Here is a 25,276-nt window from a genome sequence, read left to right as displayed (position 1 = left end):
TTAATAACACTGTCATTTTCAAAACTGGCATTCCCTTTGCAAAACATCCTTACACCTGCGACGTAATGAAGAGAGGTTCGTGATGAAAATTGGCGTATTTGTACCCATCGGCAACAACGGCTGGCTTATCTCGACCACCGCACCGCAATACATGCCGACTTTTGAGCTTAATAAAGCCATCGTGCAGAAAGCGGAGCACTACCATTTCGACTTTGCGCTTTCGATGATCAAGCTGCGCGGCTTTGGCGGCAAAACCGAATTCTGGGATCACAACCTGGAGTCCTTTACCCTGATGGCCGGGCTGGCCGCGGTCACCTCGCGGATCCAAATCTACGCCACCGCCGCCACCCTCACCTTACCGCCAGCGATCGTAGCGCGCATGGCCTCCACCATCGACTCCATCTCCGGCGGGCGCTTTGGCGTTAACCTGGTCACTGGCTGGCAAAAACCCGAATACGAGCAGATGGGGCTCTGGCCGGGTGACGACTACTTCTCGCGTCGCTATGACTACCTGACTGAATACGTGCAGGTGCTGCGCGATCTGTGGGGTACGGGCAAAAGCGATTTCAAGGGTGACTTCTTTACCATGAACGACTGTCGCGTCAGTCCGCAGCCGTCGGTGCCGATGAAGGTGATTTGCGCCGGGCAGAGCGACGCGGGGATGGAATTCTCCGCCAAATACGCCGACTTCAACTTCTGCTTCGGTAAAGGCGTGAACACGCCTGCCGCCTTCGCCCCGACTGCCGCGCGAATGAAAGAGGCCGCCGACAAGACCGGACGCGACGTGGGCTCCTACGTGCTGTTTATGGTGATCGCCGACGAAACCGACGACGCCGCGCGCGCGAAATGGGAGCGCTATAAGGACGGTGCCGACGAGGAAGCCCTGAGCTGGCTCACCGAGCAGAGCCAGAAGGATACCCGCTCCGGGGCGGATACCAACGTGCGCCAGATGGCCGACCCCACCTCTGCGGTGAATATCAACATGGGCACCCTGGTCGGCTCTTATGCCAGCGTGGCCAGAATGCTCGACGAAGTGGCGGCCGTCCCCGGCGCGGAAGGCGTCCTGCTGACCTTCGATGATTTCCTGACCGGCGTGGAGACCTTCGGCGAGCGCATCCAGCCGCTGATGCAGTGCCGCGCCCACATCCCTGCCGTCACGAAGGAGGTGGCGTAATGACGACCCTCAACGCACGCCCGGAAGCCATCACCTTTGCGCCAGAGCAGAGCGCGCTGATCGTAGTGGATATGCAAAACGCCTACGCCAGCCAGGGCGGCTATCTGGACCTGGCGGGGTTCGACGTCTCCACCACGCAGCCGGTGATCGCGAACATCAAAACCGCCGTCGCCGCCGCGCGCGCTGCGGGGATGCTCATCATCTGGTTCCAGAACGGCTGGGATGACCAGTACGTCGAGGCAGGCGGTCCCGGCTCACCCAACTTCCACAAGTCGAACGCCCTGAAAACCATGCGTAAACGGCCCGAACTGCAGGGCAAGCTGCTGGCGAAAGGCGGCTGGGACTATCAGCTGGTGGATGAGCTGGTACCGCAGGCGGGCGATATCGTTCTGCCGAAACCGCGCTACAGCGGCTTTTTCAACACCCCGCTCGACAGCCTGCTGCGCAGCCGGGGCATTCGCCATCTGGTGTTCACCGGCATCGCCACCAACGTCTGCGTGGAGTCGACCCTGCGCGACGGCTTTTTCCTCGAGTATTTTGGCGTGGTGCTGGAAGACGCGACCCACCAGGCCGGGCCGGAATTCGCCCAGAAAGCCGCCCTGTTCAATATCGAAACCTTTTTTGGCTGGGTCAGTAACGTCAATGATTTCTGCGACGCCCTGACTCCCCCGCTCGCCCGTATCGCCTGAGGAGACACCTGATGCCAAAATCCGTGATTATTCCGCCGGGCACCAGCACGCCCATCGCCCCGTTTGTCCCCGGCACCCTCGCCGACGGCGTGGTGTATGTCTCCGGCACGCTGCCGTTTGATAAAGACAACAACGTGGTGTTTATCAACGACCCAAAGGCGCAAACCCGCCACGTGCTGGAGACGATCAAAACCGTGATCGAAACGGCGGGTGGCACGATGGAGGATGTGACCTTCAACAGCATCTTTATCACCGACTGGAAAAACTACGCCGCGATTAACGAGATCTACGCCGAGTTCTTCCCCGGCGATAAACCGGCGCGGTTCTGCATTCAGTGCGGGCTGGTGAAGCCCGAGGCGCTGGTTGAAATCGCCACCGTTGCGCACATCGCGAAGTGAGGCTGCCATGAAGCTTTCTCTCTCGCCGCCCCCGTTCGAGGGCGCGCCCGTGGTCGTGCTGATTGCCGGACTTGGAGGCAGCGGTAGCTACTGGCTGCCCCAGTTCGCCGCGCTGGAAAAGGAGTATCAGGTGGTGTGCTATGACCAGCGAGGGACGGGTAATAACCCGGATACCCTTCCTGAAGGCTATAGCCTGGCGCAGATGGCCGATGAACTGGCTCAGGCGCTTACGGATGCCGGGATCTTACGCTACACCGTCGTGGGCCACGCGCTGGGCGCGCTGGTCGGCCTGCAGCTGGCGATCGACAAACCCGACGCGGTTTCTGCGCTGGTGTGTATTAACGGTTGGCTCACCCTCAATGCCCATACCCGCCGCTGTTTTGACGTTCGCGAGCGTCTGCTGCATTCCGGCGGCGCGCAGGCCTGGGTCGAGGCGCAGCCGCTGTTTCTCTACCCGGCAGACTGGATGGCCGCCCGCGCGCCTCGCCTGGAGGCAGAAGAAGCGCTGGCGCTGGCCCATTTCCAGGGTAAAACCAATCTGCTGCGCAGGCTCAGCGCACTAAAAAAAGCCGACTTCCGACGCCATACCGCGCGCATTCGCTGCCCGGTACACATTATCTGTTCCGCCGACGACATGCTGGTGCCCGCTGTTTGCTCGTCCGAGCTGCAGGCGGCGATCCCACACAGCCACAGCGTGGTGATGCGCCAGGGCGGGCATGCCTGCAACGTCACCGAGCCGGACACCTTTAACACCCTGCTGCTGAACGGGCTTGCCAGCCTGCTGCACAGTCCTGAACCCGTTTTATAAGGAGCTTTAATGAGCGAAGCCATTACGCCCGCCGCGCTGGAAACGCTGTTCACCGGCGCCCGCACCCATAACGGCTGGCTGGATATGCCTGTCAGCGACGAAACGCTGCACGAAATCTACGACCTGATGAAATGGGGGCCAACGTCCGCGAACTGCTCCCCGGCGCGAATTGTGTTTGTGCGAAGCGCAGAGGGAAAAGAGAAGCTGCGCCCGGCGCTCTCCAGCGGCAACCTCGAGAAAACGCTCACCGCCCCGGTCACAGCCATTGTCGCCTGGGACGGTGAATTCTACGAGCGCCTGCCCGAGCTGTTCCCGCACGGCGATGCAAAGAGTTGGTTTACCTCCAGCCCCGCGCATGCGGAAGAGACCGCCTTTCGCAACAGCTCATTGCAGGCTGCTTACCTGATTTTCGCCTGTCGCGCCCTGGGGCTGGACACTGGCCCGATGTCGGGATTTGACCGGCAAAAGGTCGACGAGACCTTCTTCACCGGCACCACGCTTAAAAGCAATCTGCTGATCAACATTGGCTATGGCGATACCAGCAAACTTTACGGGCGCCTGCCGCGTCTGACCTTCGACGATGCCTGCGGGCTGGCGTAAAGGAGCGATCGTCATGACACCGGATAAACAAACCTTTCGCGACGCCATGGCCTGCGTCGGCGCGGCGGTCAATATCATCACCACCGACGGCCCGGCGGGGATGGCAGGCTTCACCGCCAGCGCGGTGTGCAGCGTCACGGATTCACCGCCCACCCTGCTGGTGTGCCTGAACCGCGGGGCGTCCGTCTGGCCAACGTTTAGCGAAAACCGCACCCTTTGCGTGAATACCCTGAGCGCCGGACAGGAGCCGCTGTCCAATCTGTTTGGCGGGAAAACGCCGATGGAGGAACGCTTTGCCGCCGCCCGCTGGCAGACGGGCGACACGGGCTGCCCGCGGCTGGAGGATGCGCTGGCCTCGTTTGACTGCCGCATCAGCCAGGTGGTCAGCGTCGGTACCCACGACATTCTGTTTTGCGACATTGTTTCGATTATTCGCCACCCCGCGCCGCAAGGGCTGGTGTGGTTTGACCGCGGCTACCACGCGCTTATGCGACCCGCCTGTTAACCCGCCTTAAGGAGACAGACCATGTTCGGATTTCCCCACTGGCAGTTGAAATCGACCTCCACAGAAGCAGGCGTGGTCGCGCCGGATGAACGCCTCCCGCTCGGGCAGACGATGGTGATGGGCGTACAGCACGCGGTTGCCATGTTTGGCGCGACGGTGCTGATGCCGATGCTGATGGGACTCGATCCCAACCTCTCTATTTTGATGTCGGGTATCGGTACCCTGCTGTTCTTCTTTGTTACCGGCGGGCGCGTGCCCAGCTATCTTGGCTCCAGCGCCGCCTTTGTCGGGGTGGTTATCGCCACCACCGGGTTTAACGGCCAGGGGATCAACCCCAACCTGAGCATGGCCCTCGGCGGCATCATCGCCTGCGGCCTGGTGTACACCCTGATTGGTCTGGTGGTGATGAAAATCGGCACGCGCTGGATAGAGCGAATGATGCCCCCCGTCGTGACGGGTGCCGTGGTGATGGCGATTGGCCTGAACCTCGCTCCGATTGCGGTCAGAAGCGTCTCCGCCTCGCCGTTTGAAAGCTGGATGGCGGTGATCACGGTGCTGTGCATCGGCGTGGTGGCGGTGTTTACGCGGGGCATGATCCAGCGTCTGCTTATCCTGGTTGGGCTGATTGTCGCCTGTCTGGTCTACGCCCTGCTGGCGAACGTTTTTGGCCTGGGCAAACCGGTTGATTTTACGCTGCTGCACCAGGCTGCCTGGTTCGGCCTGCCGCAGGTGACCTCGCCCACCTTTAACACCCAGGCGATGATGCTTATCGCGCCCGTCGCCGTTATCCTGGTGGCGGAGAACCTGGGCCACCTGAAGGCCGTGGCGGGCATGACTGGACGCAGCATGGACCCGTACATGGGCCGCGCGTTCGTCGGTGACGGGCTGGCGACCATGCTCTCCGGTTCCGTGGGCGGCAGCGGCGTCACCACCTATGCCGAAAACATCGGTGTGATGGCGGTCACCAAAGTCTACTCCACGCTGGTCTTCGTCGCAGCGGCGGTGATGGCGATACTGCTCGGCTTCTCACCGAAGTTCGGCGCGCTGATCCATACCATTCCGTCACCGGTCATCGGCGGCGCATCGATTGTGGTGTTTGGGCTGATCGCCGTGGCCGGGGCGCGCATCTGGGTGCAGCACCGCGTCGATCTCAGCCAGAACAGCAACCTGATTATGGTGGCGGTCACGCTGGTGCTGGGCGCAGGCGACTTCGCCCTGACGCTGGGCGGATTCACGATTGGCGGGATTGGCACGGCGACCTTTGGGGCAATTCTGCTTAATGCCCTGCTGAGCCGCCGCAAAGGGGATGAAGCGCAAGCGGAAGCCATCACCCCCTGAACCTGAAATAGCCGGGTGACGCTACTGTATGACCGGATACATAGGTGACAGATCAGACCGGGAACATAGGTAACACTTTTCAGTCTATCCGGAGCACACTCTCGGTTTTTCGGTCGTAGTACGCAAGCGTTATTCCGTTAAAGATGATGGCCTCAAGGCCATCATCCTGTTCTTCCAGCATGATGTACTCATCAGTCAGCGCTTCACTCAGGAACACCGTCCCCTTTTTCCCCATATAGAGTGTCCCCCTCGATTTCACCCTGTAGACCGTACCGCCTTCCGGATACGCGTATTCAGGAACACGGCCATCCCAGTGTCGGTTCGAGGGGTGCCATACCGTTCCGGGCGTTGCACCCGCCAGAGCTTCATGCGGCCTTTCGTGGTTAAATTCTTCCCGGTAGTCACTGAACCACCGCTGTTGTTCTTCCATCGTCATGAAGGTGTTGCCCTGTTTCACCGCACTTTTCAGGGAGCGGTGCATTCGCTCATGACGGCCATTTTCTTCCGGATGCCCCTTCCTGATACGCTCAGGCCTGATGCCCAGCTTGATTAGCCAGACGGCAAGACGACTTAGTCCGGCTATCCCTGTTCCCGCGAAGGGCTGACCGTTATCGGTTCTGAGCACTTCCGGCAGACCGTATTCCAGGAACGCATCCGTCAGGCACTGTCTGACGAAGGGCTCACTCTCCCGGTCGGTTCCCCGGCAGCTCAGAAGATACCGGCTGTGATTGTCGGTCAGGGTGAAGGGATGGCAGTACTCTCTGCTCAGCAGCCTGAACTTGCCTTTAAAATCAGCGCTCCAGACCTGATTGTTCTCACTGATGGTGGTCAGGGGCTGGCGATTGCCCGGGGTCCTGCGTTTTCGCTTTTTATCCGGAACCAGGCCTTCACGCTTGAGGATATCGCCGATAGTGCTGGCAGCAGGTACGGTAAAATCGACATGATGATTGAGCAGCCACATCCGCAGTTTTTTCGGACCCCAGTCAGGGTGTTTTTGCCTCAGGGCCGTAAGCTGTCCGGCGATATCATCAGGAACCGTCCGGGAGTGGGAGTGTGGCGCGCGCGACCGGTCAGAGAGAGATGACAGGTCAGCGGGGTCAAAACGCTGAAGCCATTTATAGCCGGTTTTACGGCTGATGCCAAAAAGACGGCAAAGCGCGGAGAAGGAGTCCGTACCTGCATGGCAGGCACGGATAAAATCAAGGCGTTGCATAGGTCGGGTCTCAGTCCAGGGCATAGCGAGTCTCCTCTTCTATGCCAGTTATAACTGTTACCCATGTATCCGGTCTAAAGTGTTACCCATGTTTCCGGTTCATACCCTACGCTTACCCGGCCTACATGCCAATTGTAGGCCCGTGCAAGCGAAGCGCCGCCGGGCAAAACGGGCAGCGTGCGCGTTGTTAGCTATCTGCCCCTTGTTCAGTGCCCAACCCGGCAATCGACTTACGTCGTTTTTTTAACTTTAGCTCGCTCACCAGCACCCCGGCGACAATAAATGCCGCGCCCACCAGGGCCAGCAGCGGCAGACGCTCCCCGGCCAGCCGCCCGAAAATGCCCGCCCAGACCGGTTCTCCGGTATAAATCACCGTCGCACGGGTTGGCGATACGCTGCGCTGCGCCCAGTTCATGGTGACCTGAATAATGGCGCTGAAGATACCCAGCCCCAGTGCGACCACAACCAGCCCGGTGGACATCGGCGGTACGGACTCGCCTGCCGGCACCATTGTCGCAAACGCCACCAGCGACGCCGTGGCGAGCTGCACCACCGTCACCCGCTTAACGTCGACCTTGCCCGCCCAGGCGCTAATCAGAATAATTTCCGCCGCAATGGCAATCGCCCCAATCAGGGTGATGATTTCGCCCGGCCCCAACGCCAGCAGGTTGTTTTCCGGTCCGGCCAGTAAGATCAGGCCGATAAACGCCAGCACGATGCCAATACAGGACATCAGGCCCGGAATTCTGCCGAGACAGAGCCACTGCAATAGCGGCACCAGCGGCACATACATGGCGGTAATAAACGCGGATTTGCTGCTGGAGATAGTCTGTAAACCCCACGTCTGCAGGCTGTAGCCCATCGCTATCGCCACACCAATCGCCACGCCGGCCTTAAGCTCTTTAAGCGTCAGCCCCCGCAGCGTTTTCAGTGAAATCAGCCCTACGGCAAGCGCCGCCGTCGCAAAGCGCAGGCCAACAAAAAAGAACGGATCGCTGAGGGTCACCGCGTACTGGACGGCCAGAAACGTCCCGCCCCAGAACATGGTGATGAGAATGAGGATGGCTTCCTGCGGTTTTACGGAGAATTTGAAGCGTGAGACAGACATGCGGCACTCGCAATTAAAATCAATTCTCTAGTGTGCGTTGCCTTTGGTTACAGTTCAATGTTGCAGAAATAAAAAAACCGCCGGGAAATCCCGGCGGCAGGGGTTCAACCCGGCGTGTTACTTATTGCTGCCGTGGCTGTTTTTGCCCCCTTTTTTACCAGCCTCTGATGCGCGCTGAGGGTCATTTTTGAAGTTACCCCCGCTGGACTGGCCACCTTTACGACCTGCTTCTGATGCTCTTTCACGGTCTTCAGCGAAATTACCTGAACCACCACGATGGTTTGCCATCTCTAACCTCCAGAGTGTGAAACATTAGACATCATATTGCATTCAGTAAAAGAGGATTCTTTCACCTCGCGACTCAAGGACAGTGCCTTTATCTGTGCCGCGTGAAACTAAGCTTAGTGGAATGCGGCTATCCAGCAAGCCAGAGGTAATATTCTACAACATGATCTCAGTCTTTTGGGTGAGACGACGCGACGGTGACTCATAAACCTTTCTTATCATTTCAAAATTCGACTGAGAGAAAGTTGTTTCATTTTGCTACAAAGCCATTTTTGTAATCATATTGTTATATATCAAAGAAATGCCGTTCATTTTTGCAGTCTGGCTGTGATGGCATATCTTTAAAAGAACGCAGCGATCCGCTGTCAGAAAAAACAAACGAGGAGTGATGCAAAATGGCAAAAGTTCTGGTGCTCTATTATTCCATGTATGGACACATTGAAACCATGGCTCACGCGGTAGCAGAAGGTGCAAACAGGGTTGATGGCGTGGAGGTTGTGGTGAAACGCGTACCGGAAACCATGCAGGCGGAAGCCTTCGCGAAAGCCGGGGGGAAAACGCAAAACGCCCCGGTCGCCACCCCGCAGGAGCTGGCAGATTATGATGCCATTATCTTCGGCACCCCAACCCGCTTCGGCAATATGTCGGGTCAGATGCGCACCTTCCTCGATCAAACCGGCGGACTTTGGGCATCCGGGGCGCTCTACGGCAAACTCGCCAGCGTATTCAGCTCTACCGGCACCGGCGGCGGTCAGGAGCAGACGATTACCTCAACCTGGACTACCCTTGCTCATCATGGGATGGTGATTGTGCCGATTGGCTACGGCGCGCAGGAGCTGTTTGACGTTTCCCAGGTGCGCGGCGGTACGCCTTACGGTGCAACCACCATTGCCGGTGGGGACGGTTCACGCCAGCCAAGCAATGAAGAACTGGCTATCGCCCGCTATCAGGGTGAACACGTCGCGGGTCTGGCCAAAAAACTGAACGGCTAACACCCAACAGGAGGACAAGCATGCCAACTCAAGAATCCAAAGCTCACCACGTGGGCGAATGGGCAAGTTTACGCAATACCTCTCCGGAGATTGCCGAAGCTATCTTTGAAGTCGCGAAATACGATGAAAAGCTGGCCGAGCAGATTTGGGAGGAAGGTAACGATGAGGTGCTGGTGCGCGCCTTCGAAAAAACGGATAAAGACTCGCTCTTCTGGGGTGAGCAAACCATCGAACGTAAAAACGTCTAAGCGTTTCCCCCCGCCGCAGCGGGGGGTTCTCTTTTACTTCGCCGCGTTATTCATGACCGCATTGAATTTATCGACAGGGCAGAAGCCGTTCGCATCCACCGGACAGCCTTTCAGCTCCAGCGTCACGCGCTGCGCAGGCGACTGCAGTGACAGCACGCTGGCGTTACGCAGCTGCTCTGAGCTCTGGTAGACATACTCAATTTTCATCAGCTCGCGGTTGGCATTTTTGTCATGCCAGCGCTGGAAGACAATCTTGCCGCCAATCGGGGTACGTTCCTGCTGGTCGTGCAGCTGATACGGTTTGAAATCCAGGGCGGTGAGCAGGGAAGCAATGTTCGAATCATGCCCCACCAGCAGTGTGATCTTAGGCGCTTTCGCCTGCTCGGTGACCAGGGTTTTATCAATGTACTTCACCAGCGGCTTCGCCACGTTTTGCGCCACCTCGGTGGAGGTAAACAGCGAGTCCTGATAGCCGTTCTTCAGCTTCGACAGCACGCGCCACTGCTGGTCAGTCTTAATTTCGCCCCAGGCCACCTGGTCGGCCGGGAAGCCTTCGTAATACTGCAGCGTAAACGCATCCACCAGCGAGTTACCCACCTTCAGCGGCCCGGATACGCCAGGCTCTTTTTCATAGTCGGCGCTGAAGGTGTCTTTCGCGTCTGCCAGCGAGCAGACCTTTTTCTCTTTGCAGGACGGAGAATCCGCGTAGTTCGTCATTTGCTCCAGCAGCTTATAGCTTTCGCCAAGCTGCATTTTCTGCCGCTCGGTCTCCATCGCCCTCAGCGCTTTTTCACGGAATTCCGGCGAGTTATCGGTAATCACCGGGTTAAAGGTCGGATCCATGGTGCCCATTTTTTCCTGATGGTGCACGGGAACGTCGCAGCCCGGGAACGCGCCGGTGATAAAGAATTGCGCGGTGGCGACGGTGCGCTGCAGGCTGTTGGCATAGGCATAAACGCTATCCGCTGGAGGACATTCTCCGGTGGTTACCATTCCCTGCTGCGCCAGCCACTCGCGCATGTAATGGCCCATATAGACTTCCAGCACGCCACCCTTGGTGGTGAGCTGACCGCCCGGCACTTCCCACTCCGGCCACTGCTTCGGCGTGGACTGCTCCAGCACGCTGCCGTTATTGGCGAGCGGCGCGCGCAGGTTGTGACGGCTCATGATTAAAACTTGCTCCAGCTGATATCCGTCTGGCGTCTCCTGCGCCTGTGCGCCAAAGGTCACTGAAAGAGTACCTGCGACTGCAACTGCGAGTAGTGCTTTTCTCATCCCTTATTCCTCACGCGTTTTATTGTTGCGGCGAGTGTGACACATTCGTGACAGCTTTTTCGGGAAGCATTTCTCAAAGTGATGATTAACGTGCTTACGACGCGCGCAGATTAGTTTTATAATAAAACCACACCCTACCGGAGAATTGACCGTGAAACGTACCCGCCTTAAAGAGAGCACCTGCCCCGTCGCCCGTTCGCTGGATATCATCGGCGACTGGTGGTCGCTGCTGATCGTGCGCGATGCGCTGCGCGGGATTAAACGCTTCGGCGAGTTCCAGAAAAGCCTCGGTATCGCAAAAAACATGCTGACCACGCGGCTGAAGCTGCTGGTCGACGAAGGCATTCTTACGCTTCAGCCCGCGTCCGACGGCAGCGCCTGGCAGGAGTATGTCCTGACCGATAAAGGGCGCGCCCTGCAAACGGTGCTGGTTGCGCTGTCCCAGTGGGGGAATGAATTTTTGTTTGCTGAAAACGAATGCGGCACCGTGCTGGTCGATAGCGAACAGCGCAAACCCCTGCGCAGGCTGGCGCTTATTGCCGACGATGGGCGCGAACTGACGCCAGAAGAGATCGTGGCTAAACTCCCCTCCTGATCGTTCCCGATGGCAAAAGCACAAAATGCTCACCAAAATGGTTGCATTATAAAACCAAATGACAGAGAGTTAATCCAGTTTCATCTTGAAACCAAATAACCCACTTTGTCTTGAGGTAACACATGATGACTACGCAAATCACCACCGCCCTGATTACGGGCGCCTCTTCCGGGATCGGTGCCGTCTATGCCGATCGTCTTGCCGCGCGCGGCGCTAATTTGGTGCTGGTCGCCCGCCGCGAGGATCGCCTGAAAACCCTCACCGCCGACCTGCGCGCGCGCTATGGCGTGGCCGTCGAAATCCTGGTGGCCGATCTTACCGATGAAGCCGGGATCCGCGCCGTCGAAGAGGAGCTGCGCAGCAATACCGCCATTGATACGCTCATTAACAACGCGGGCACCGCGCAGATGGCACCGTTCCTCGCGGGCGAGGTGGCGCAGCATCAGGCCATTAACACGCTGAACACCACCGCGCTGATGCGCTTAACCTACGCCATCCTGCCCCGCCTGGCGCAAAACAATCGCGGCACGCTGATCAATATCGCGTCGGTGCTGGCCCTGCACGTACGGGCGGGCAGCGCGCTCTACAGCGCCACCAAGGCGTGGGTACTGAGCTTTACCCGTGGGTTACAGGAAGAATTTGCCGACAGCAGCGTGCGCATTCAGGCCGTGCTGCCCGCCGCCACGGCGACAGAAATCTGGAGCCATTCGGGCGTCACGGTGAACGATCTGCCGGAAGGATCGGTGATGACCACCGACGATATGGTGGATGCATCGCTGGCGGGTCTGGATCAGGGTGAACCGATCACCATCCCGCCGATGCATGACGCAGGGCTATGGGAGCGCTACGAAGCGGCGCGCCTTGAGCTGTTCAACAGCGCGCGCACCGGCATTCCGGCACCGCGCTACGTAAAACGCTAGCCTAACGCTCCAGCTGGTCGCCGTACTCGCTCATCCAGGCGGCCAGCGGAGAAAGCGCATTTTGCAGGGTTAGCCCGAGCGCGGTAATTTGATATTCCACGCGCGGCGGGATCTCCGGATAGACCGTCCGCGTCACCAGCCCGCGCTGCTCAAACAGGCGCAGCTGCTTCGTCAGCTCTTTTTGCGTGATGGGGGCTGCGGCCCGCAGCAGATCGCCAAAGCGTACGGGCGTATTGAACACAATCAGGCGGTAGAGAATGGGGATCGCCCACTTACCGGATATCAGGTTCACAAACTGCGTCATCGGGCAGGTATACGCCTCAGATTTTTTTTCACAGCACACCTCAAGCATTTCTGCCATAGCACACCTCTTGCCTCGTTAGTATCTATTTGGTACCTGGTTTCTTTTAGATACTAACGTTTCTATAGTGCTTTCTCCAGAGACATTTCAGGAGAAGAACATGAGTCGTTTAACAGATAAATATACGCTGATTACCGGCGGCACCAGCGGCATCGGTCTTGCCACCGCGCAGGCGTTTATCGCCGAAGGCGCGCGCGTCGCCGTGACCGGACGCAACCCGGACACCCTCGCCGAAGCAGAACGTATTCTTGGCGATAAGGCCTGGGTGATCCCGACCGATGCGGGAGATATCACGTCGCAAAAAGCGCTGGCGGACACTCTCGCCGCTCGCTGGCCGCGCCTCGACGCGGTGTTTCTCAACGCTGGCGACGTGACGCACGCGCCGCTGGAAGCCTGGCAGGAGGATGCCTGGGACCGCCTGATGGGCATCAACCTGAAGGGACCGTTCTTTTTAATTCAGGCGCTGCTGCCGCTGCTTAATAACCCATCGTCGGTTATCCTCTGCGGCTCCGTGAGCGCGCGCATCGGCCTGCCCACCAGCAGCGTGTATGCCGCGAGCAAGGCCGCCCTGCTGTCTCTGGCGCGTACGCTGTCGGCGGAGCTGCTGCCGCGCGGGATCCGCGTCAACGGTCTGAGCCCCGGTCCGGTGGAAACCCCGGCGTTTACGAAGACGGGCCTAAGCGATGAGGCGCTTAACGCGATGATGGCAGAGGTCATCAAGCTGGTCCCGCTCGGCAGAATGGGCTCGACCACGGAGCTGGCAAAAGCCGCGCTCTATCTGGCGTCCGACGAGTCGAGCTATACGGTAGGAACGGAGCTGCTGGTGGACGGCGGAATGGGAAGTTTGTAAATCAAAAGGCGCTGATGCCGGTGACCGCGCCGACGTACAGCGCCGCCCACGCACAGGCGGAAAGCAGGCTGACGGCGTAGACCTTGACTGCATTCAGCCTGAGCATCCCCGCCGCCAGCGGCACGACGTAACGTAACACCGCCAGAAAGCGCGACGTAAACAGCACGATGACACCGTTCTTTTGCAGCTGGTGCTGTACCCGCAAGAACTTATCGGCGTGCTTCGACGTGAAACGCGTGACCAGCCGGGTATGCCCCATCAGCTGGCCGATATGGTAGTTCAGCACCGACCCCGCCGTTGCCCCCATCACCACGGCAAGCCACGCCAGCGCAGGATGCATGCTCCCCTGGCCGACGCTGATGCCCGCCAGCAGCATCACCGAGGCGGGCGGCAGCACGGAGGAGACCAGCACCGTGGATTTACTCAGCGCCATCACGAATAACAGCGCGAAAAGATGTGCCGGATAGAGGGCAAAATGATTCAGCAGATTATCAAGCCACGCCATTTTCCTCTCCTCCATTGATTATTTAATCCTTTATTAGAAATGAATCACCTTAAATAAACCCTCAACGTTTAATTAATAAAATTCTCCTAAACCATTCTTAAACATTATTTAATTTTCTGAGCGGCAAAATGAAATAAGCGTATTATCCCTCTCGTTTTACAACGATCTCGTTATGGCGAGGCTCCTGTACAAATACACGTTATCGCTCTGGTGGGTTCGAGAGAACCGGCACAGGGTAAAACAGGCACTGTCGAATCAAGGCTTTGTCAGTATAACTTCCCTTACGGGATACGGTGTACAGTGCTGAACCCAGGACGTGGGGATCTCCTCTTCGACATGCCCTGTCTTGCTCGCCCCTGAGAGATGTTATTATTCAAAGGGAATTCACTATGTCTTACGCTATTCACAACCAAAATCTGGCATTCAATGACAGCGCGATCGCGCAATATATGAATACTGATTTTATCGTCCTTGATATTTCATTATGCGTGGCGCTGGCGCGCGAGCAATTCTTCGAAAAATTAAAAGACGACGATATTCCGTCGCATATTTTCATTGAAGATAACGGTCGCCTCGCGGGCATGATTGCCGTGCGCAAACTCTTGCAGACTACCGATACGCTGCAGTCCGTTAAGGCGCTGATGATTTCGGAATTTATTCAGGTTAAACCCGAAGATGAACGTGCGGACGTGGCAGGCGTGCTGGCCCACGCCGGGGCGGATGTGGTGCCCGTGGTCACCCACGGCAAGCTCGTCGGCTGCCTGACCGAGCGCGAGATCGCCCATCTGCTGGAAGATGACGTCACCGAAGATGCTCAGCTTCAGGGTGCAACGCTGCCGCTGGAAAAGCCGTATCTGGAAACCAGCCCGTATAGCCTGTGGAAAAAACGCTCCGTCTGGCTGCTGCTGCTGTTTGTCGCGGAAGCGTATACCAGTTCGGTGATCCAGCACTTCGAGGAGGCGCTGGAGTCCGCCATTGCGCTGGCGTTCTTTATTCCGCTGCTGATTGGCACGGGCGGCAACAGCGGGACGCAGATCACCTCCACGCTGGTGCGCGCGATGGCGCTGGGGGAAGTCCACCTTCGCGACGTCGGGCGCGTGCTGCGCAAAGAGATGACCACCTCGCTGATGATTGCCGCCACGCTCGGTATCGCCGGGTGTATCCGTGCCTGGATGATGGGTATCGGCCTGGAGATCACGCTTATCGTCAGCCTGACGCTGGTGTGTATTACGCTGTGGAGTGCGATTGTGTCGTCCGTGATCCCCATGGTGCTCAAGCGCTGCCGGATCGACCCTGCCGTGGTGTCCGCACCGTTTATCGCCACGCTGATTGACGGGACCGGGCTGATTATCTACTTCAAAATTGCCCAGTACACGCTGGGGCTAGAGTAAGCTTGCGAGCACCTCATTCACGTGATTGAGGTGCTCACTTCGCTACGCATCGCCGAGCTGATGCGCGATCTCACGCAGCTGCTGGGCAAGCGCCTGCAGGTTTTTCCCCTTCTCTCCTTTTGGCCCGGTGGACTGACGCACCACCAGACGGGCAGGTAAAATCGAGGACATGCGCTGGGCATTCTCTTCACCGCTGTCGAGAATACGACGCACCGCCTCTTTACCCTGCAGATCTAAATCCAGCGATACCGTCGTCAGCGCCGGGTAGAAGAACGAGCTTTCATAGGTGTCATCGTAGCCAATCACCGACTTCTCGCCCGGAATTGAAATCTGCTGCTGATGGAATGCGCTCAGCACGCCGAGCGCCATCTGGTCGTTAGCCACCAGCACGGCGGTAAACTGCGCCGTTTCCCGCAGCATTTGCAACGCTCCCGAATAACCGCTTTGCGCATCCCAGTTGCCGCGAATGACCGATGCTGGCTCCAGGCCGTAGCCCTTCAGGGTCTCGATCCAGCTTTTCAGCCTCAGCTGCGCCGAGACGGAAGACGTCGGCCCCGCCAGCAGGGCAATGTCGCGATGCCCCAGTTCGTAAAGATATTTGACGCTGGCGCGGGTGCCGTCCGCCGGGTTAAACGAAACGTTAAACACGGAACTGTACGGGTCCACGTCGAGGAACAGGCAGACAATGTCGTCGTTGTCGGTGGCGATTTTCTGCGCCGCTTCAGCCTCCAGCGGCACGTTGATGATCACTTTGCTCACCAGCTGGGATTTCAGCTCGTTGATGGAATCCTGGATGCTGTGGTTGACGTTCTCATCAATCATTGAGATCAGTACCTGGTAGCCTTCCACATTGGCATAGCGTTTCACTGCCGCCGCAACCTGCGAAGGCGCGTGCAGCGCCAGCGAAATGGTCACCAGCCCAACGGTCTGGCTCTGCTTGCCCACCAGCTGCTGAGCCAGTCGGTTGGGTACATACCGCAATAACTCTATGGATTTCTCCACCTTGCTGCGCGTGGCGTCGGATACATTGGCAGACTTATTCAGTACCCTGGACACGGTCTGATAGGAGACGCCCGCATGGCGTGCCACGTCCTCTAACGTTGCGCTTTTCGACTTCATGGTCCGGTTCCTTATGTTGTTATGCGCTGATTGTAACAGGGGTGCTGAAAAAAAACGCTTACCACCCTCTCGCTGCGGGCATAACACCATCAAAAAGTATGACGCTCACAATGCCATAATTTGTGTCCAATCTCATTACTCGTAACAAAATTGTCTATTTTATTTGCAGTTAATCACACATTTCAGATCGTGCAATTGCCAGCCAACGGGTTTAGGCATTTTATGACAGCGGATTTGTGAACGTATTACAAAACAATAAGAGGGTTACAATGAACACGACGATCCGCTCTGTATCTGTTGCGTTGGCTGCCGCGCTGGCATCGCCTTCGCTGTTTGCAGCGTCTTCAGTACCGATTGATTTTCATGGATATCTTCGCTCCGGCGTGGGCGTCTCACGGGATGGTGGGATGGAGGAGTGGCAAAAAAACAAAATTGGCCGTCTGGGTAACGAGGCCGACACCTACGGCGAGCTGGAGCTAGGCTCTGAGGTATACAAAAAGAACGACGTCAGTTTCTATCTCGACAGCATGGTGAGCATGGTATCAGACGGCTCCAACGACAATGAAACCACCTTAGATGACGATGCCCAGTTCGGCCTGCGCCAGCTTAACCTGCAGATCAAGGGGCTGATCCCCGGGGATCCCAATGCGGTGATTTGGGGCGGTAAGCGCTACTACCAGCGCCATGACCTGCACATCATTGATACCAAATACTGGAATATTTCCGGCTCCGGTGCGGGTATCGAGAACTACACGCTTGGCCCGGGCGCAGTCTCCGTTGCGTGGATCCGCGGCGATGCCAACGACGTGGACTACCGCGTGGATGGCGACAGCGACGTTAACATCAACTACATCGACCTTCGCTATGCGGGCTGGAAGCCGTGGGCGGGCGCGTGGACGGAAGTGGGTATTGATTACGCCATGCCAAACCCGACCAACAAGCAGAAAGAGTACGGCGGGCTGTACGAGGCCGATAACGGCGTGATGGTCACCGGTGAGATCAGCCAGGATATGTTTGGCGGCTATAACAAGCTGGTGCTGCAGTACGCCAATAAAGGTCTGGCCCAGAACATGGTTTCACAGGGTGGGGGCTGGTACGACATGTGGAACTACGTGAACGACGCCACCGGCTACCGCGTGATTAACACCGGCTTAATTCCGATTACCGACAAGTTCTCCTTTAACCACGTCCTGACATGGGGCTCGGCAGACGACACCACGCAGTACACGGACAAATCACGCCTGGTATCGCTGGTGGCGCGCGCGCAGTATCAGTTCACCGAGTACGTGCGTCTGATTGGCGAAGTGGGCGGATTCTACCAGGAAGATACTTACACCGACGGCACTAAGTACAAGCAGAGCGGCGAGAAGTACACCCTCGCGCTGGGCCTGGCAGACGGTCCTGAGTTTATGTCACGTCCTGAACTGCGCGTCTTCGCCTCCTATCTGAATGACTCCGAAAAAGGGCAATCCTTCGAGGATGGCACGGCCAACAATACCTGGAACTTTGGTGTGCAGGTCGAGGCCTGGTGGTAAGTCTTAATTCATAATTTGCGTTAATCGTTATCGTATCTCCAACAACCTGCAGTCTATTTTACTGCTTTGGGATAGCCATTACTTTGGCTATCCCTTTTTTATATTTACTGATTAAAATGTTCGTCTAATAATTTCCGTAATGTATCAGACTGCCTGCCGAATATAGCATGCACCTGCTGACCGATAATAATCACCCCCAGCGCCCCCTCATTCTGTAACGCCTGTGAATCGACCTTATTTAAATCTTTTACCGTCACGCGCAGGCGGGTAATACAGGCTTCGACGTGCTCGATATTATCGTCGCCGCCAAATGCCGGAATTAAACGCTGGGTAATTTGACTGTCCATAATACGCCTCTCTTTTATGCAGATAAAAAAATGCCTGCTCGGGGAGCAGGCGTTTTGTGCCTTGTTGCCGGGACGGTGCGGTCTGATGCCCTCACCCCAACCCTCTCCCACAGGGAGAGGGAGAAAATCAACTACGCTTTACGCCTGAGCACCCGACAGTCCCACGCCAGCAACACGGTATCGCCCGCCGCGGCGGCGTCGGTCATGCAGTCGGTATACCCCTGCGGCAGCGTGATGAGCTGCTGCTGAGCCGTGTAGTTCTGCACAAACACCCAGGCGGTTTCGCCATCCGTGCGCGCCGTGGCGACCACGCCCGGAGGGAAATCCCCTTCGACTGCGCGCGGCAGCGCCAGCTCGTCGATAATCCCGGCGAAGAAATCGCGCTGGAACGGCAGGTCGTTGCGCGACGCCACGTGCCACGCCTTGCCTTTGCCGAAGCGGTTGACCGTCACCGCAGGGCGACCGGCGTAGAAATCATCCCGGTAGGTCGCCAGCGCCTGCGCGGATTCAGTATGGATCAGCTCGCACAGATGCCTGACCTGATACGGCCCCTGCAGGCCCGCCGCATTGCCCGCCAGCCCCTGAACCAGGTTTCTCTCCCCCTCGCCCAGGCAGTCTATCTCTTCAGCCCAGATGCCGAGGAGCTTGCGCAGCGGGCCCGGGAAACCGCCGAGGTGGCAGAGATCGGTCTCATCTACTACCCCGCTCCAGTAGGTCGTCACCAGATGCCCGCCCGCGGCCACAAAGGCTTCCGCCCGCTCGGCGAAACCTTCGCGCACCATGTAGAGCATGGGGGCAATCACCAGCGCGTAGCGGCTCAGATCGCCGTCAGCGTCGATGACGTCGACCGCGATGCCCTTTTCCCAGAATGGACGATAGTGTTCGTTGACGGTTTTTTCGTACTCCAGCCCCATGTTGCGCGGGCCTTCGGCATCGTCCAGCGCCCAGCGGTTTTGCTGGTCAAAGATAATGGCCACGCGCGCGTCGGTGCGGCACCCCACCACCTCAGGCAGACGCGCCAGCATCTCCCCCAGACGCGTCACTTCGCGCCCGACGCGGGTATCAAGATGCCCCACGTGATCGATAATCGCACCGTGGAATTTCTCCACCGACCCGCGGCTCTTACGCCACTGGAAGTACTGCACAGAATCCGCCCCGTGCGCCACCGCCTGAATAGAGGAGAGAATATGCATTCCCGGTTTTTTCAGCTTGCTGGTCGGCTGCCAGTTGGTGGTGCTCGGCGTGGACTCCATCAGCACAAAGGGTTTACCGCCCTTCAGGCTGCGCATCATGTCGTGGTACATGGCGGTATAGCAGGCCAGCTGCGTTTCGTCTTTCTCCTTGTGCCACATCGGGTAGCTGTCCCAGGAGATGAAGTCGATCGCTTTCGCCAGCTGCCAGTAGTCGTAATCGTAGAAATACTCCATAAAGTTGGTCGTCACCGGCAGTTCGGCATTGGCGGCCTTCAGCGGTGCCACCTCATGCTGGCAAAAATCGGTGACCTGCGCGGTATTGAAGCGGCGCCAGTCGAGATTCAGGCCGTGAATCGACATTTCTCCCTGCGGCGCGGGGGACTCAATCTGCGACCAGTCGGTGTAGGTATGGCTCCAGAAGGTGCTCCACCACGCATGGTTCAGCGCATCGAGGGTTTTGTAGCGCGCCTTTAGCCAGTCGCGGAAGCGTTCCTGGCACAGGCTACAGTGGCATTCGCCGCCGTACTCATTGGAGATATGCCAGCCCAGCACCGCCGGATGATGCGAATAACGCGCCGCCAGCAGGCTGTTAATTTTCATCGTCTTTTCGCGGTAGACCGGAGACGACATGCAGTGGTTATGACGCCCGCCGTGCAGCGCGGGGACGCGGTTGCGCCCGACGCGCAGCACTTCCGGATATTTTTGCGACATCCATGCCGGACGCGCGCCGCTCGGCGTCGCGAGAAATATATGAATGCCTGCCGCATAGAGTTTTTCAATAATGCTGTCCAGCCAGGCAAAATCATATTCCCCTTCATGCGGTTCCAGTTTCGCCCAGCTAAATATCCCCACCGACATGACATTACATTTCGCCTGCTGCATCATGGCGATATCTTTTTCAATAATACCGGGGTAATTCTCCCATTGCTCCGGGTTATAGTCGGCGCCATGCAATAACGCCGCGACCTTTGGACTTAAAGGCGCAAATTTATTCATATTTAAAACGTCCTGAATGGAGATTAAACTAGTTAAATACCGTTATTGACGGCAGCACTTTACCCTGGCAATCAAATAACGCCTGATTCTCGCGGGCATTCCCCTCTTTCCATTCGTCATGGATATATTTCATGCCGGTTTTGGTGGCCCACGTGGTGTCCGGAACGGCTATCCAGGTCGGTTCCCAATAAAAAATGCCCTTGCCGCGACGGTCAGGCACATCAATAACGGACTGCATTAAATCGTGAATATAATCGTACTGACCCTGAACGGTGCCGGGATAGCCGCCGTCCTTTTCTTCTTTGGCCTGGAAGCTGTTCTCGGCGTTATCGCAGTTCTCCAGCGTGTAGCCGTAGGCCGCTTCCACCACAATCACGTCTTTGTTATAGCGCCTGCTGATGTCATCCATGTTGGCCTTCAGCGCGCTAATCGGGCCGTTCCAGTAGGTGTACATCGACAGGCCGATGATATCGAACGGCACGTCGCGCTTCGTGATTTCATCAAACCACCAGCGGAAGGTGTCATTTTTGGTGCCTTCGGCCAGATGGAGCATGATTTTCACCTGCTCGCCGTCGGTCAGGTTCTCCTTTAGCCCACCAATCGCGGCGTTGAGCAGCCCGGCCAGGCGGTCAAATTCGCCGCCGCCCTGCCCCCAGCTTTTCCCTTCCGGCCACAGCATGCCGCCGTTAATTTCGTTTCCTATCTGCACCATGTCCGGCAATACGCCCTCTTTTTTAAAGCGGGCGATCGTGTCGCGGGTATAGTCATGAATTGCCGTTTTCAGCTGCGGGTAGTCCATCTTCTCCCAGGCTTTTGGCTTGAACTGTTTGCCCGGATCGGTCCAGAAATCGCTGTAGTGGAAATCGAGCAGCAGCTTCAGGCCCTGCGCCTTTACGCGCTTCGCCAGCGCGAGGGTGTTTTCGAGATTATTACTGCCGCCGCCGTAGGTGTTGCCGTCGGCATCCTGCGGATCAACCCACAGGCGCAGGCGCACGGTGTTCACGCCGTTAGCTTTGAGGATAGCCATCGCGTCCTGCTGCTGGCCGCTCTGGTTATAAAATTTGGCGCCATGTTGTTCCGCTTCCAGCAGCGTCGAAATATCCGCGCCCTTGATAAAGTCCGCGGGCATGGCGTTAAAAGGACGCGTTTGCACCCCGTCCGCAGCAAACGCGCTCGCGGCCAGGCCACATGAGAGGCAAACGGCAAGTAAAGCAGGTTTGAGTCTGTTCATGATTATCCTTTGGTACTCCCGGAGGTCAGGCCGGAGACGAAGTATTTTTGTAATGCCAGATAGAGGATCGCTACCGGCACCGCAATCAACACCGCGCCTGCCGCGTAGGTGGTGTAGCTGGCACCCATTTTTTGCGCCACCAGGTTATAGAGCCCGATGGGTAAGGTGTATTTGTCCGGGGTGCGCAGAATCGTGCTGGAGAGGATGAAATCCCCCAGCGGCCCGGTGAAAGAGAACAGCGCCACCACCGCCACAATTGGCTTCGATAGCGGCATGATAATTTCGATGAAAATCCGGAAATTACTGGCCCCGTCCATGCGCGCGGATTCATCCAGATCTTTCGGGATGGCGTCGAGGTAGCCTTTCATCAGGTAGGTATTCATCGGGATCATGCCGCCCACGTAGATCAGCACCAGCGCCAGATGGCTGTTGATGAGGCCCAAAAGCTGCGACAGCACGAAGATGGCAATGAGCGCCGAGAACTGGGGGATCATCTGCAGGAGCAGGAACAGCATCAGCCCGTTCTGGCGTCCCTTAAAGCGAAAGCGCGAAAAGGCATAGGCGGTAAAGCTGACGCTGATTAAGGTCAGCACCATGGTCAGGAAGCTGATTTTCATCGAGTTCCAGTACCAGGTCATGTAGTTCACCTGGCCGTTAAACAGGTCGGCGTAGTGCTGCACCGAAAAGTTCTCTGGAATAATTGAGGAGCTGAGCAGGCTATTACCCGCGTTAAACGACGCGCCGACCGTCCACACCAGCGGGTAGATGATAATCGTCGACACCAGCACGATAACCAGCCAGGAGAGCGAGAGGCGTACCCACTTCTCACGTTTAATACTTTGTGATTGAGCCATTGTTACGTCCCTTACGCCATGTCGTCGTTTTTGAAAGATTTGGTGGCGCGGAACTGCCACAGCGCCAGGCCGACGACAAAGATCGACAGCAGGATAGTGATGGTCGCCGCAATCGCGTACTGCGACGACGACATGGTGAGCTTGTAGATCCACGACACCAGGATATCTGTCCCACCCGCATTGGACCCCACCACCGCCGGCCCGCCGTTGTTGAACAGGTAGATGATGTTGAAGTTATTGAAGTTGAAGGTGTATTGGGTAATCAGTATTGGCTCAATGGAATAAAGCACCAGCGGCAGCGTGATGGTGCGCAGCTTGGTCGCGCTGCTGGCCCCGTCCATGGTGGCGGCTTCGTACAAATCGTCAGGGATCGCCTGCAGCACGCCGGTGGTCATGGCGAAAACAAACGGGAAACCGAGCCAGGTCTGCATCAGGATCAGCGCCGTTTTGGTCCAGAACGGATCGGTCATCCAGGCTTTCGGCGCAATGCCGAAGAAGGCAAGAATGGCATTGTTTATCACACCGAAAGAGTCGTTGAACATTCCGGCAAACACCAGAATGGTGACAAAGCCCGGCACCGCCCACGGCAGAATGAAGATGGTGCGGATAAGCGGCTTAAAGCGCAGGTCTTTCTGGTTCACCAGGATAGCCAGCAGTACGCCCACGGTACATTGCAGCGTGGTGGCGAGCAGCGTCCAGACCACCGTCCACTGCAGGACGTCAAAGAAGGTTGAGCGCCAGATGGAGAGCGTGAAAATATTGATGAAGTTCTTAAACCCAACCCAGTCCACCAGCTTAGCCGGCGGCGTGTGGTAAAGATTGTAGTTAGTAAAGGCGATGGCAAAACCGAAGAGGATCGGGAAAACCACCACAAACACCAGCAGAATAAAGCCCGGCGTGATCATCAGATACGGAAAGCCGTCGCTCAGCAGCATCTGATACTGCTTGCGCACGCTGTTTAGCCCCAGCCCTTCATCGCGTTTTCGACCGTTGACCCAGGCATCGCGCATCGACAGGTAATACACCATCACGCCAAATGCGGCGATCAGTACGCTAATGATCCCTTCTGCCAGCAGGAAGATGGAGTTATCCCGCGGCACTTCCTCCCCCAGCGTCACCAGCCCCCACAGCCCTTCGCGCAGGAAATCGGCAAAAACGCCGATAAAACTGGCCAGCAGCACCAGGAAGATAACGCCCTTCAGCCACTGGCGGTGATAGAACTGGCCGAAGCCGGGGATGAGCGCCAGCAGCAGGCCGGTCCAGGCGTGACGCCCGGCCCCGTGCGGTCTGGCAAAATTTTCCGGGATGATACTCACAGACAACTCCTTTCAATAAAACGGGAGAGCGGCCTCCCGTTCTGCGACGTCAGAAAATTACTGGTTGCTGGCCTGCATGGCTTCGATTTGCATCTGGACCTGTTTCTCTGCGCTGTCCAGCGCGGCTTTGGGATCCTGTTTACCGGTCAGGCTCAGCTCCAGCGCGGCGTTGGCCGGCCCCCAGACTTCGCCCATTTCAGGGATACCCGGCATGGCGGTGGCTCGCGCGGCCTGCACCGCAACGGCGCTCGCCTTCTCGTCGTTCTTGATTACCGGGTCGTCGATCATTGCGGTCAGCGGCGGGATCTCCCGCGTGGCCACGTAGCGGGTTTTCACGTACTGCGGCTGGTTGATGAATTCGATAAATTTCTGCGCCAGCGCTTTGTCCTTGCTCCAGGTGGAAACGACGTAGCCTTTCACGCCGAGGAAGGAGCTCATTGGCTTGCCGTCCGGCAGCGTGGGCAGCGGCGCCACGCCGTAATTGATGCCTGCCGCTTCATACGGCTGGAACGCCCACGGCCCGTTGATGACGGCTGCCGCTTTCTTCTCGGTGAACAGGGAGTCAATGGCGTTCAGGCCGTTGTCACCGACTATCCCGGCCGGGAAGATCCCGTCGGCGTAGAATTTTTTCAGGTACGTCACGGCTTCTACCGCACCCGGCTTGTTCAGGCCGACGTCGCTGGCGTTATAGCCGCCTTTGCCGTTTTGACCGAAGATGTAGCCTCCCATCGGGGAGATCGCGCCCCAGCTGTAGTAAATCTGATCGAACTTGGCGAGCAGACCGTACTGGTTTTTTGCGCGCTGCTGTTTAGAAAAGTCATACCAGTCCTGCAGCGAGTTGAGCGGCTTGTCGATGAGATCTTTGTTGTAGATCAGCACCAGCGTCTCAACCGCTTTCGGCACGCCGTAGAGGGCGTTATCCATTTTGAAGGCGTTAATCGAGGCCGGGGTGTACTGTTCGGTCTGCTTAGCCTCCAGATTCAGGGGGGTCAATAACCCTTGCACGACGGCGCCGCCCAGCTGATCGTTAGGAATGACCAGCACGTCCGGGCCAATGCCTGCCGGGCCGTCCAGGCGCAGTTTTTCCAGCTGCTGTGCGTAAGGGGTTTCCTGCACGTTAACCTTGACGTCGTACTGTTTTTCAAAGTCCGCGACCGCATCTTTAATACCGGACGACTTCTTGATGTCTTCCCAGACGTTAAGCTGCGCGGTGGCGTGAGCCTGTACCGCGAGCGTAGAGAGGATCAGAGCAGCGAGTATGTTCTTTTTCATTATCAACCTCATGTGAAGGTATAACAATTTTATGGTTGTTATTGCATCTGATGCCCTACAAACCCCGCTATATATCCTGATAAAACTGGCGTTGTACGTCTGACACCAAATGCCTTTGGTTTGTTATACGCTACCCTTCACATCATGATAACTCTACA

The 25,276-nt window shown here is 57.4% G+C and carries 27 protein-coding genes and 1 riboswitch; of the genes, 14 read left to right on the top strand and 13 right to left on the bottom strand.

The features are described 5' to 3' along the window. The first annotated feature begins 82 nt into the window (after positions 1–82). From rutA to rutG, 7 genes are read left to right on the top strand one after another with little or no spacing between them, the layout of a single operon-like run. Complete coding sequence (rutA, locus tag EXW94_RS01235) at positions 83–1,174, top strand: pyrimidine utilization protein A (protein ID WP_023617762.1); 1,092 nt, start codon at positions 83–85, stop codon at positions 1,172–1,174. Next, on the top strand, positions 1,174–1,863 hold the full coding sequence (rutB, locus tag EXW94_RS01230) for a pyrimidine utilization protein B (protein ID WP_108416066.1): 690 nt from the start codon (positions 1,174–1,176) through the stop codon (positions 1,861–1,863). The genes rutA and rutB overlap by 1 nt, the downstream gene beginning before the upstream one ends. Positions 1,864–1,874: 11 nt before the next feature. Continuing rightward, positions 1,875–2,261 (top strand): pyrimidine utilization protein C, encoded by a 387-nt coding sequence (gene rutC, locus EXW94_RS01225; protein WP_010429508.1) that lies wholly within the window; start codon positions 1,875–1,877, stop codon positions 2,259–2,261. A gap of 7 nt (positions 2,262–2,268) precedes the next feature. Continuing rightward, a complete protein-coding gene (gene rutD / locus EXW94_RS01220; protein WP_100167077.1) occupies positions 2,269–3,069 on the top strand; it encodes a pyrimidine utilization protein D in 801 nt (266 codons plus the stop codon). A gap of 9 nt (positions 3,070–3,078) precedes the next feature. Next, positions 3,079–3,669: a malonic semialdehyde reductase gene (locus EXW94_RS01215; protein WP_174339332.1), complete on the top strand. Its 591-nt coding sequence runs from the start codon at positions 3,079–3,081 to the stop codon at positions 3,667–3,669. A gap of 13 nt (positions 3,670–3,682) precedes the next feature. After that, positions 3,683–4,174, top strand: coding sequence for an NADH-dependent FMN reductase RutF (gene rutF, locus EXW94_RS01210; RefSeq protein ID WP_029485030.1), 492 nt, complete (start codon positions 3,683–3,685; stop codon positions 4,172–4,174). A gap of 21 nt (positions 4,175–4,195) precedes the next feature. Next, a complete protein-coding gene (gene rutG, locus EXW94_RS01205; protein ID WP_174339331.1) occupies positions 4,196–5,512 on the top strand; it encodes a pyrimidine utilization transport protein G in 1,317 nt (438 codons plus the stop codon). Positions 5,513–5,591: 79 nt separating this feature from the next. On the opposite strand, the gene EXW94_RS01200 is transcribed toward rutG, so the two are convergent. The 3 genes from EXW94_RS01200 to EXW94_RS01190 all read right to left on the bottom strand — a co-directional run bounded on the left by EXW94_RS01200 (position 5,592) and on the right by EXW94_RS01190 (position 8,121). Next, complete coding sequence (locus EXW94_RS01200) at positions 5,592–6,749, bottom strand: DDE-type integrase/transposase/recombinase (protein ID WP_174339330.1); 1,158 nt, start codon at positions 6,747–6,749, stop codon at positions 5,592–5,594. 163 nt (positions 6,750–6,912) lie between these two features. Continuing rightward, positions 6,913–7,833, bottom strand: a complete 921-nt coding sequence (locus tag EXW94_RS01195; RefSeq protein WP_174339329.1) for a DMT family transporter — start codon at positions 7,831–7,833, stop codon at positions 6,913–6,915. Positions 7,834–7,950: 117 nt separating this feature from the next. Beyond that, positions 7,951–8,121: a general stress protein gene (locus EXW94_RS01190; RefSeq protein ID WP_001273664.1), complete on the bottom strand. Its 171-nt coding sequence runs from the start codon at positions 8,119–8,121 to the stop codon at positions 7,951–7,953. Positions 8,122–8,513: 392 nt separating this feature from the next. On the opposite strand from EXW94_RS01190, the gene wrbA reads away from it, so the two are divergent. Together wrbA and EXW94_RS01180 are read left to right on the top strand one after the other, a co-directional pair. After that, a complete protein-coding gene (gene wrbA / locus EXW94_RS01185) occupies positions 8,514–9,110 on the top strand; it encodes an NAD(P)H:quinone oxidoreductase (protein ID WP_010429487.1) in 597 nt (198 codons plus the stop codon). 20 nt (positions 9,111–9,130) lie between these two features. Beyond that, positions 9,131–9,358, top strand: a complete 228-nt coding sequence (locus EXW94_RS01180) for a YccJ family protein (protein ID WP_008499832.1) — start codon at positions 9,131–9,133, stop codon at positions 9,356–9,358. 33 nt (positions 9,359–9,391) lie between these two features. Here EXW94_RS01180 and agp read toward each other — a convergent pair whose 3' ends face one another. Continuing rightward, a complete protein-coding gene (gene agp / locus EXW94_RS01175) occupies positions 9,392–10,633 on the bottom strand; it encodes a bifunctional glucose-1-phosphatase/inositol phosphatase (RefSeq protein ID WP_174339328.1) in 1,242 nt (413 codons plus the stop codon). A 151-nt stretch (positions 10,634–10,784) separates the two neighbouring features. Here agp and EXW94_RS01170 point away from each other — a divergent pair, with 151 nt between their 5' ends. Both EXW94_RS01170 and EXW94_RS01165 read left to right on the top strand, forming a co-directional pair. After that, positions 10,785–11,228 (top strand): helix-turn-helix domain-containing protein, encoded by a 444-nt coding sequence (locus EXW94_RS01170; RefSeq protein WP_174339327.1) that lies wholly within the window; start codon positions 10,785–10,787, stop codon positions 11,226–11,228. A 125-nt stretch (positions 11,229–11,353) separates the two neighbouring features. Next, the gene (locus tag EXW94_RS01165) at positions 11,354–12,148 is read left to right on the top strand and encodes an SDR family oxidoreductase (protein WP_174339920.1); all 795 of its coding nucleotides are present in this window, start codon (positions 11,354–11,356) and stop codon (positions 12,146–12,148) included. A gap of 1 nt (position 12,149) precedes the next feature. Here EXW94_RS01165 and EXW94_RS01160 read toward each other — a convergent pair whose 3' ends face one another. After that, positions 12,150–12,509: a helix-turn-helix domain-containing protein gene (locus EXW94_RS01160; protein ID WP_174339326.1), complete on the bottom strand. Its 360-nt coding sequence runs from the start codon at positions 12,507–12,509 to the stop codon at positions 12,150–12,152. Between the two features lie 100 nt (positions 12,510–12,609). Between EXW94_RS01160 and EXW94_RS01155 the strand changes: the two genes are divergently transcribed. Further along, positions 12,610–13,359 (top strand): SDR family oxidoreductase, encoded by a 750-nt coding sequence (locus EXW94_RS01155; protein WP_174339325.1) that lies wholly within the window; start codon positions 12,610–12,612, stop codon positions 13,357–13,359. A 1-nt stretch (position 13,360) separates the two neighbouring features. On the opposite strand, the gene EXW94_RS01150 is transcribed toward EXW94_RS01155, so the two are convergent. Further along, positions 13,361–13,864 carry a DedA family protein gene (locus tag EXW94_RS01150; protein WP_108416059.1) on the bottom strand — a complete coding sequence of 168 codons (504 nt, stop codon included), beginning with the start codon at positions 13,862–13,864 and terminating at the stop codon, positions 13,361–13,363. A 159-nt stretch (positions 13,865–14,023) separates the two neighbouring features. After that, a riboswitch (M-box (ykoK) riboswitch) is annotated at positions 14,024–14,193 on the top strand. Between the two features lie 60 nt (positions 14,194–14,253). On the opposite strand from EXW94_RS01150, the gene EXW94_RS01145 reads away from it, so the two are divergent. Then, the gene (locus EXW94_RS01145; protein ID WP_108416058.1) at positions 14,254–15,255 is read left to right on the top strand and encodes a magnesium transporter; all 1,002 of its coding nucleotides are present in this window, start codon (positions 14,254–14,256) and stop codon (positions 15,253–15,255) included. A gap of 42 nt (positions 15,256–15,297) precedes the next feature. Here EXW94_RS01145 and EXW94_RS01140 read toward each other — a convergent pair whose 3' ends face one another. Further along, entirely contained in the window at positions 15,298–16,374 is a 1,077-nt protein-coding gene (locus EXW94_RS01140) for a LacI family DNA-binding transcriptional regulator (protein WP_010429458.1), read from the bottom strand. A gap of 269 nt (positions 16,375–16,643) precedes the next feature. On the opposite strand from EXW94_RS01140, the gene EXW94_RS01135 reads away from it, so the two are divergent. After that, positions 16,644–17,909, top strand: coding sequence for a maltoporin (locus EXW94_RS01135; RefSeq protein ID WP_174339324.1), 1,266 nt, complete (start codon positions 16,644–16,646; stop codon positions 17,907–17,909). Between the two features lie 104 nt (positions 17,910–18,013). Here EXW94_RS01135 and EXW94_RS01130 read toward each other — a convergent pair whose 3' ends face one another. From EXW94_RS01130 to EXW94_RS01105, 6 genes are all read right to left on the bottom strand, one after another. Continuing rightward, entirely contained in the window at positions 18,014–18,256 is a 243-nt protein-coding gene (locus tag EXW94_RS01130) for a glucose PTS transporter subunit EIIB (RefSeq protein WP_072250618.1), read from the bottom strand. A 131-nt stretch (positions 18,257–18,387) separates the two neighbouring features. Continuing rightward, positions 18,388–20,445, bottom strand: a complete 2,058-nt coding sequence (locus tag EXW94_RS01125; RefSeq protein ID WP_174339323.1) for a beta-galactosidase — start codon at positions 20,443–20,445, stop codon at positions 18,388–18,390. 28 nt (positions 20,446–20,473) lie between these two features. Beyond that, complete coding sequence (locus tag EXW94_RS01120; protein ID WP_108416056.1) at positions 20,474–21,676, bottom strand: arabinogalactan endo-beta-1,4-galactanase; 1,203 nt, start codon at positions 21,674–21,676, stop codon at positions 20,474–20,476. A 2-nt stretch (positions 21,677–21,678) separates the two neighbouring features. After that, positions 21,679–22,530 carry a sugar ABC transporter permease gene (locus EXW94_RS01115; protein WP_042715482.1) on the bottom strand — a complete coding sequence of 284 codons (852 nt, stop codon included), beginning with the start codon at positions 22,528–22,530 and terminating at the stop codon, positions 21,679–21,681. An 11-nt stretch (positions 22,531–22,541) separates the two neighbouring features. Then, complete coding sequence (locus EXW94_RS01110; RefSeq protein ID WP_309232507.1) at positions 22,542–23,846, bottom strand: sugar ABC transporter permease; 1,305 nt, start codon at positions 23,844–23,846, stop codon at positions 22,542–22,544. A 57-nt stretch (positions 23,847–23,903) separates the two neighbouring features. Continuing rightward, positions 23,904–25,118 carry an extracellular solute-binding protein gene (locus EXW94_RS01105; RefSeq protein ID WP_042715476.1) on the bottom strand — a complete coding sequence of 405 codons (1,215 nt, stop codon included), beginning with the start codon at positions 25,116–25,118 and terminating at the stop codon, positions 23,904–23,906. Positions 25,119–25,276 lie beyond the last annotated feature (158 nt).

This window comes from Enterobacter sp. JMULE2 (genome assembly GCF_013337145.1).
In the GTDB taxonomy this organism is placed as follows: Bacteria; Pseudomonadota; Gammaproteobacteria; order Enterobacterales; family Enterobacteriaceae; genus Enterobacter; species Enterobacter mori.
The sequence above is the reverse complement of the archived record's forward strand: the minus strand, read 5'-3'. Positions and strand labels throughout refer to the sequence as shown.

Bases quoted from the DNA above. Each gene is read 5' to 3' on its own strand.
- rutA (WP_023617762.1), top strand. From the start codon at position 83: ATGAAAATTGGCGTATTTGTACCCATCGGCAACAACGGCTGGCTTATC.
- rutB (WP_108416066.1), top strand. From the start codon at position 1,174: ATGACGACCCTCAACGCACGCCCGGAAGCCATCACCTTTGCGCCAGAG.
- rutC (WP_010429508.1), top strand. From the start codon at position 1,875: ATGCCAAAATCCGTGATTATTCCGCCGGGCACCAGCACGCCCATCGCC.
- rutD (WP_100167077.1), top strand. From the start codon at position 2,269: ATGAAGCTTTCTCTCTCGCCGCCCCCGTTCGAGGGCGCGCCCGTGGTC.
- EXW94_RS01215 (WP_174339332.1), top strand. From the start codon at position 3,079: ATGAGCGAAGCCATTACGCCCGCCGCGCTGGAAACGCTGTTCACCGGC.
- rutF (WP_029485030.1), top strand. From the start codon at position 3,683: ATGACACCGGATAAACAAACCTTTCGCGACGCCATGGCCTGCGTCGGC.
- rutG (WP_174339331.1), top strand. From the start codon at position 4,196: ATGTTCGGATTTCCCCACTGGCAGTTGAAATCGACCTCCACAGAAGCA.
- EXW94_RS01200 (WP_174339330.1), bottom strand. From the start codon at position 6,749: ATGCCCTGGACTGAGACCCGACCTATGCAACGCCTTGATTTTATCCGT.
- EXW94_RS01195 (WP_174339329.1), bottom strand. From the start codon at position 7,833: ATGTCTGTCTCACGCTTCAAATTCTCCGTAAAACCGCAGGAAGCCATC.
- EXW94_RS01190 (WP_001273664.1), bottom strand. From the start codon at position 8,121: ATGGCAAACCATCGTGGTGGTTCAGGTAATTTCGCTGAAGACCGTGAA.
- wrbA (WP_010429487.1), top strand. From the start codon at position 8,514: ATGGCAAAAGTTCTGGTGCTCTATTATTCCATGTATGGACACATTGAA.
- EXW94_RS01180 (WP_008499832.1), top strand. From the start codon at position 9,131: ATGCCAACTCAAGAATCCAAAGCTCACCACGTGGGCGAATGGGCAAGT.
- agp (WP_174339328.1), bottom strand. From the start codon at position 10,633: ATGAGAAAAGCACTACTCGCAGTTGCAGTCGCAGGTACTCTTTCAGTG.
- EXW94_RS01165 (WP_174339920.1), top strand. From the start codon at position 11,354: ATGACTACGCAAATCACCACCGCCCTGATTACGGGCGCCTCTTCCGGG.
- EXW94_RS01160 (WP_174339326.1), bottom strand. From the start codon at position 12,509: ATGGCAGAAATGCTTGAGGTGTGCTGTGAAAAAAAATCTGAGGCGTAT.
- EXW94_RS01155 (WP_174339325.1), top strand. From the start codon at position 12,610: ATGAGTCGTTTAACAGATAAATATACGCTGATTACCGGCGGCACCAGC.
- EXW94_RS01150 (WP_108416059.1), bottom strand. From the start codon at position 13,864: ATGGCGTGGCTTGATAATCTGCTGAATCATTTTGCCCTCTATCCGGCA.
- EXW94_RS01145 (WP_108416058.1), top strand. From the start codon at position 14,254: ATGTCTTACGCTATTCACAACCAAAATCTGGCATTCAATGACAGCGCG.
- EXW94_RS01140 (WP_010429458.1), bottom strand. From the start codon at position 16,374: ATGAAGTCGAAAAGCGCAACGTTAGAGGACGTGGCACGCCATGCGGGC.
- EXW94_RS01135 (WP_174339324.1), top strand. From the start codon at position 16,644: ATGAACACGACGATCCGCTCTGTATCTGTTGCGTTGGCTGCCGCGCTG.
- EXW94_RS01130 (WP_072250618.1), bottom strand. From the start codon at position 18,256: ATGGACAGTCAAATTACCCAGCGTTTAATTCCGGCATTTGGCGGCGAC.
- EXW94_RS01125 (WP_174339323.1), bottom strand. From the start codon at position 20,445: ATGAATAAATTTGCGCCTTTAAGTCCAAAGGTCGCGGCGTTATTGCAT.
- EXW94_RS01120 (WP_108416056.1), bottom strand. From the start codon at position 21,676: ATGAACAGACTCAAACCTGCTTTACTTGCCGTTTGCCTCTCATGTGGC.
- EXW94_RS01115 (WP_042715482.1), bottom strand. From the start codon at position 22,530: ATGGCTCAATCACAAAGTATTAAACGTGAGAAGTGGGTACGCCTCTCG.
- EXW94_RS01105 (WP_042715476.1), bottom strand. From the start codon at position 25,118: ATGAAAAAGAACATACTCGCTGCTCTGATCCTCTCTACGCTCGCGGTA.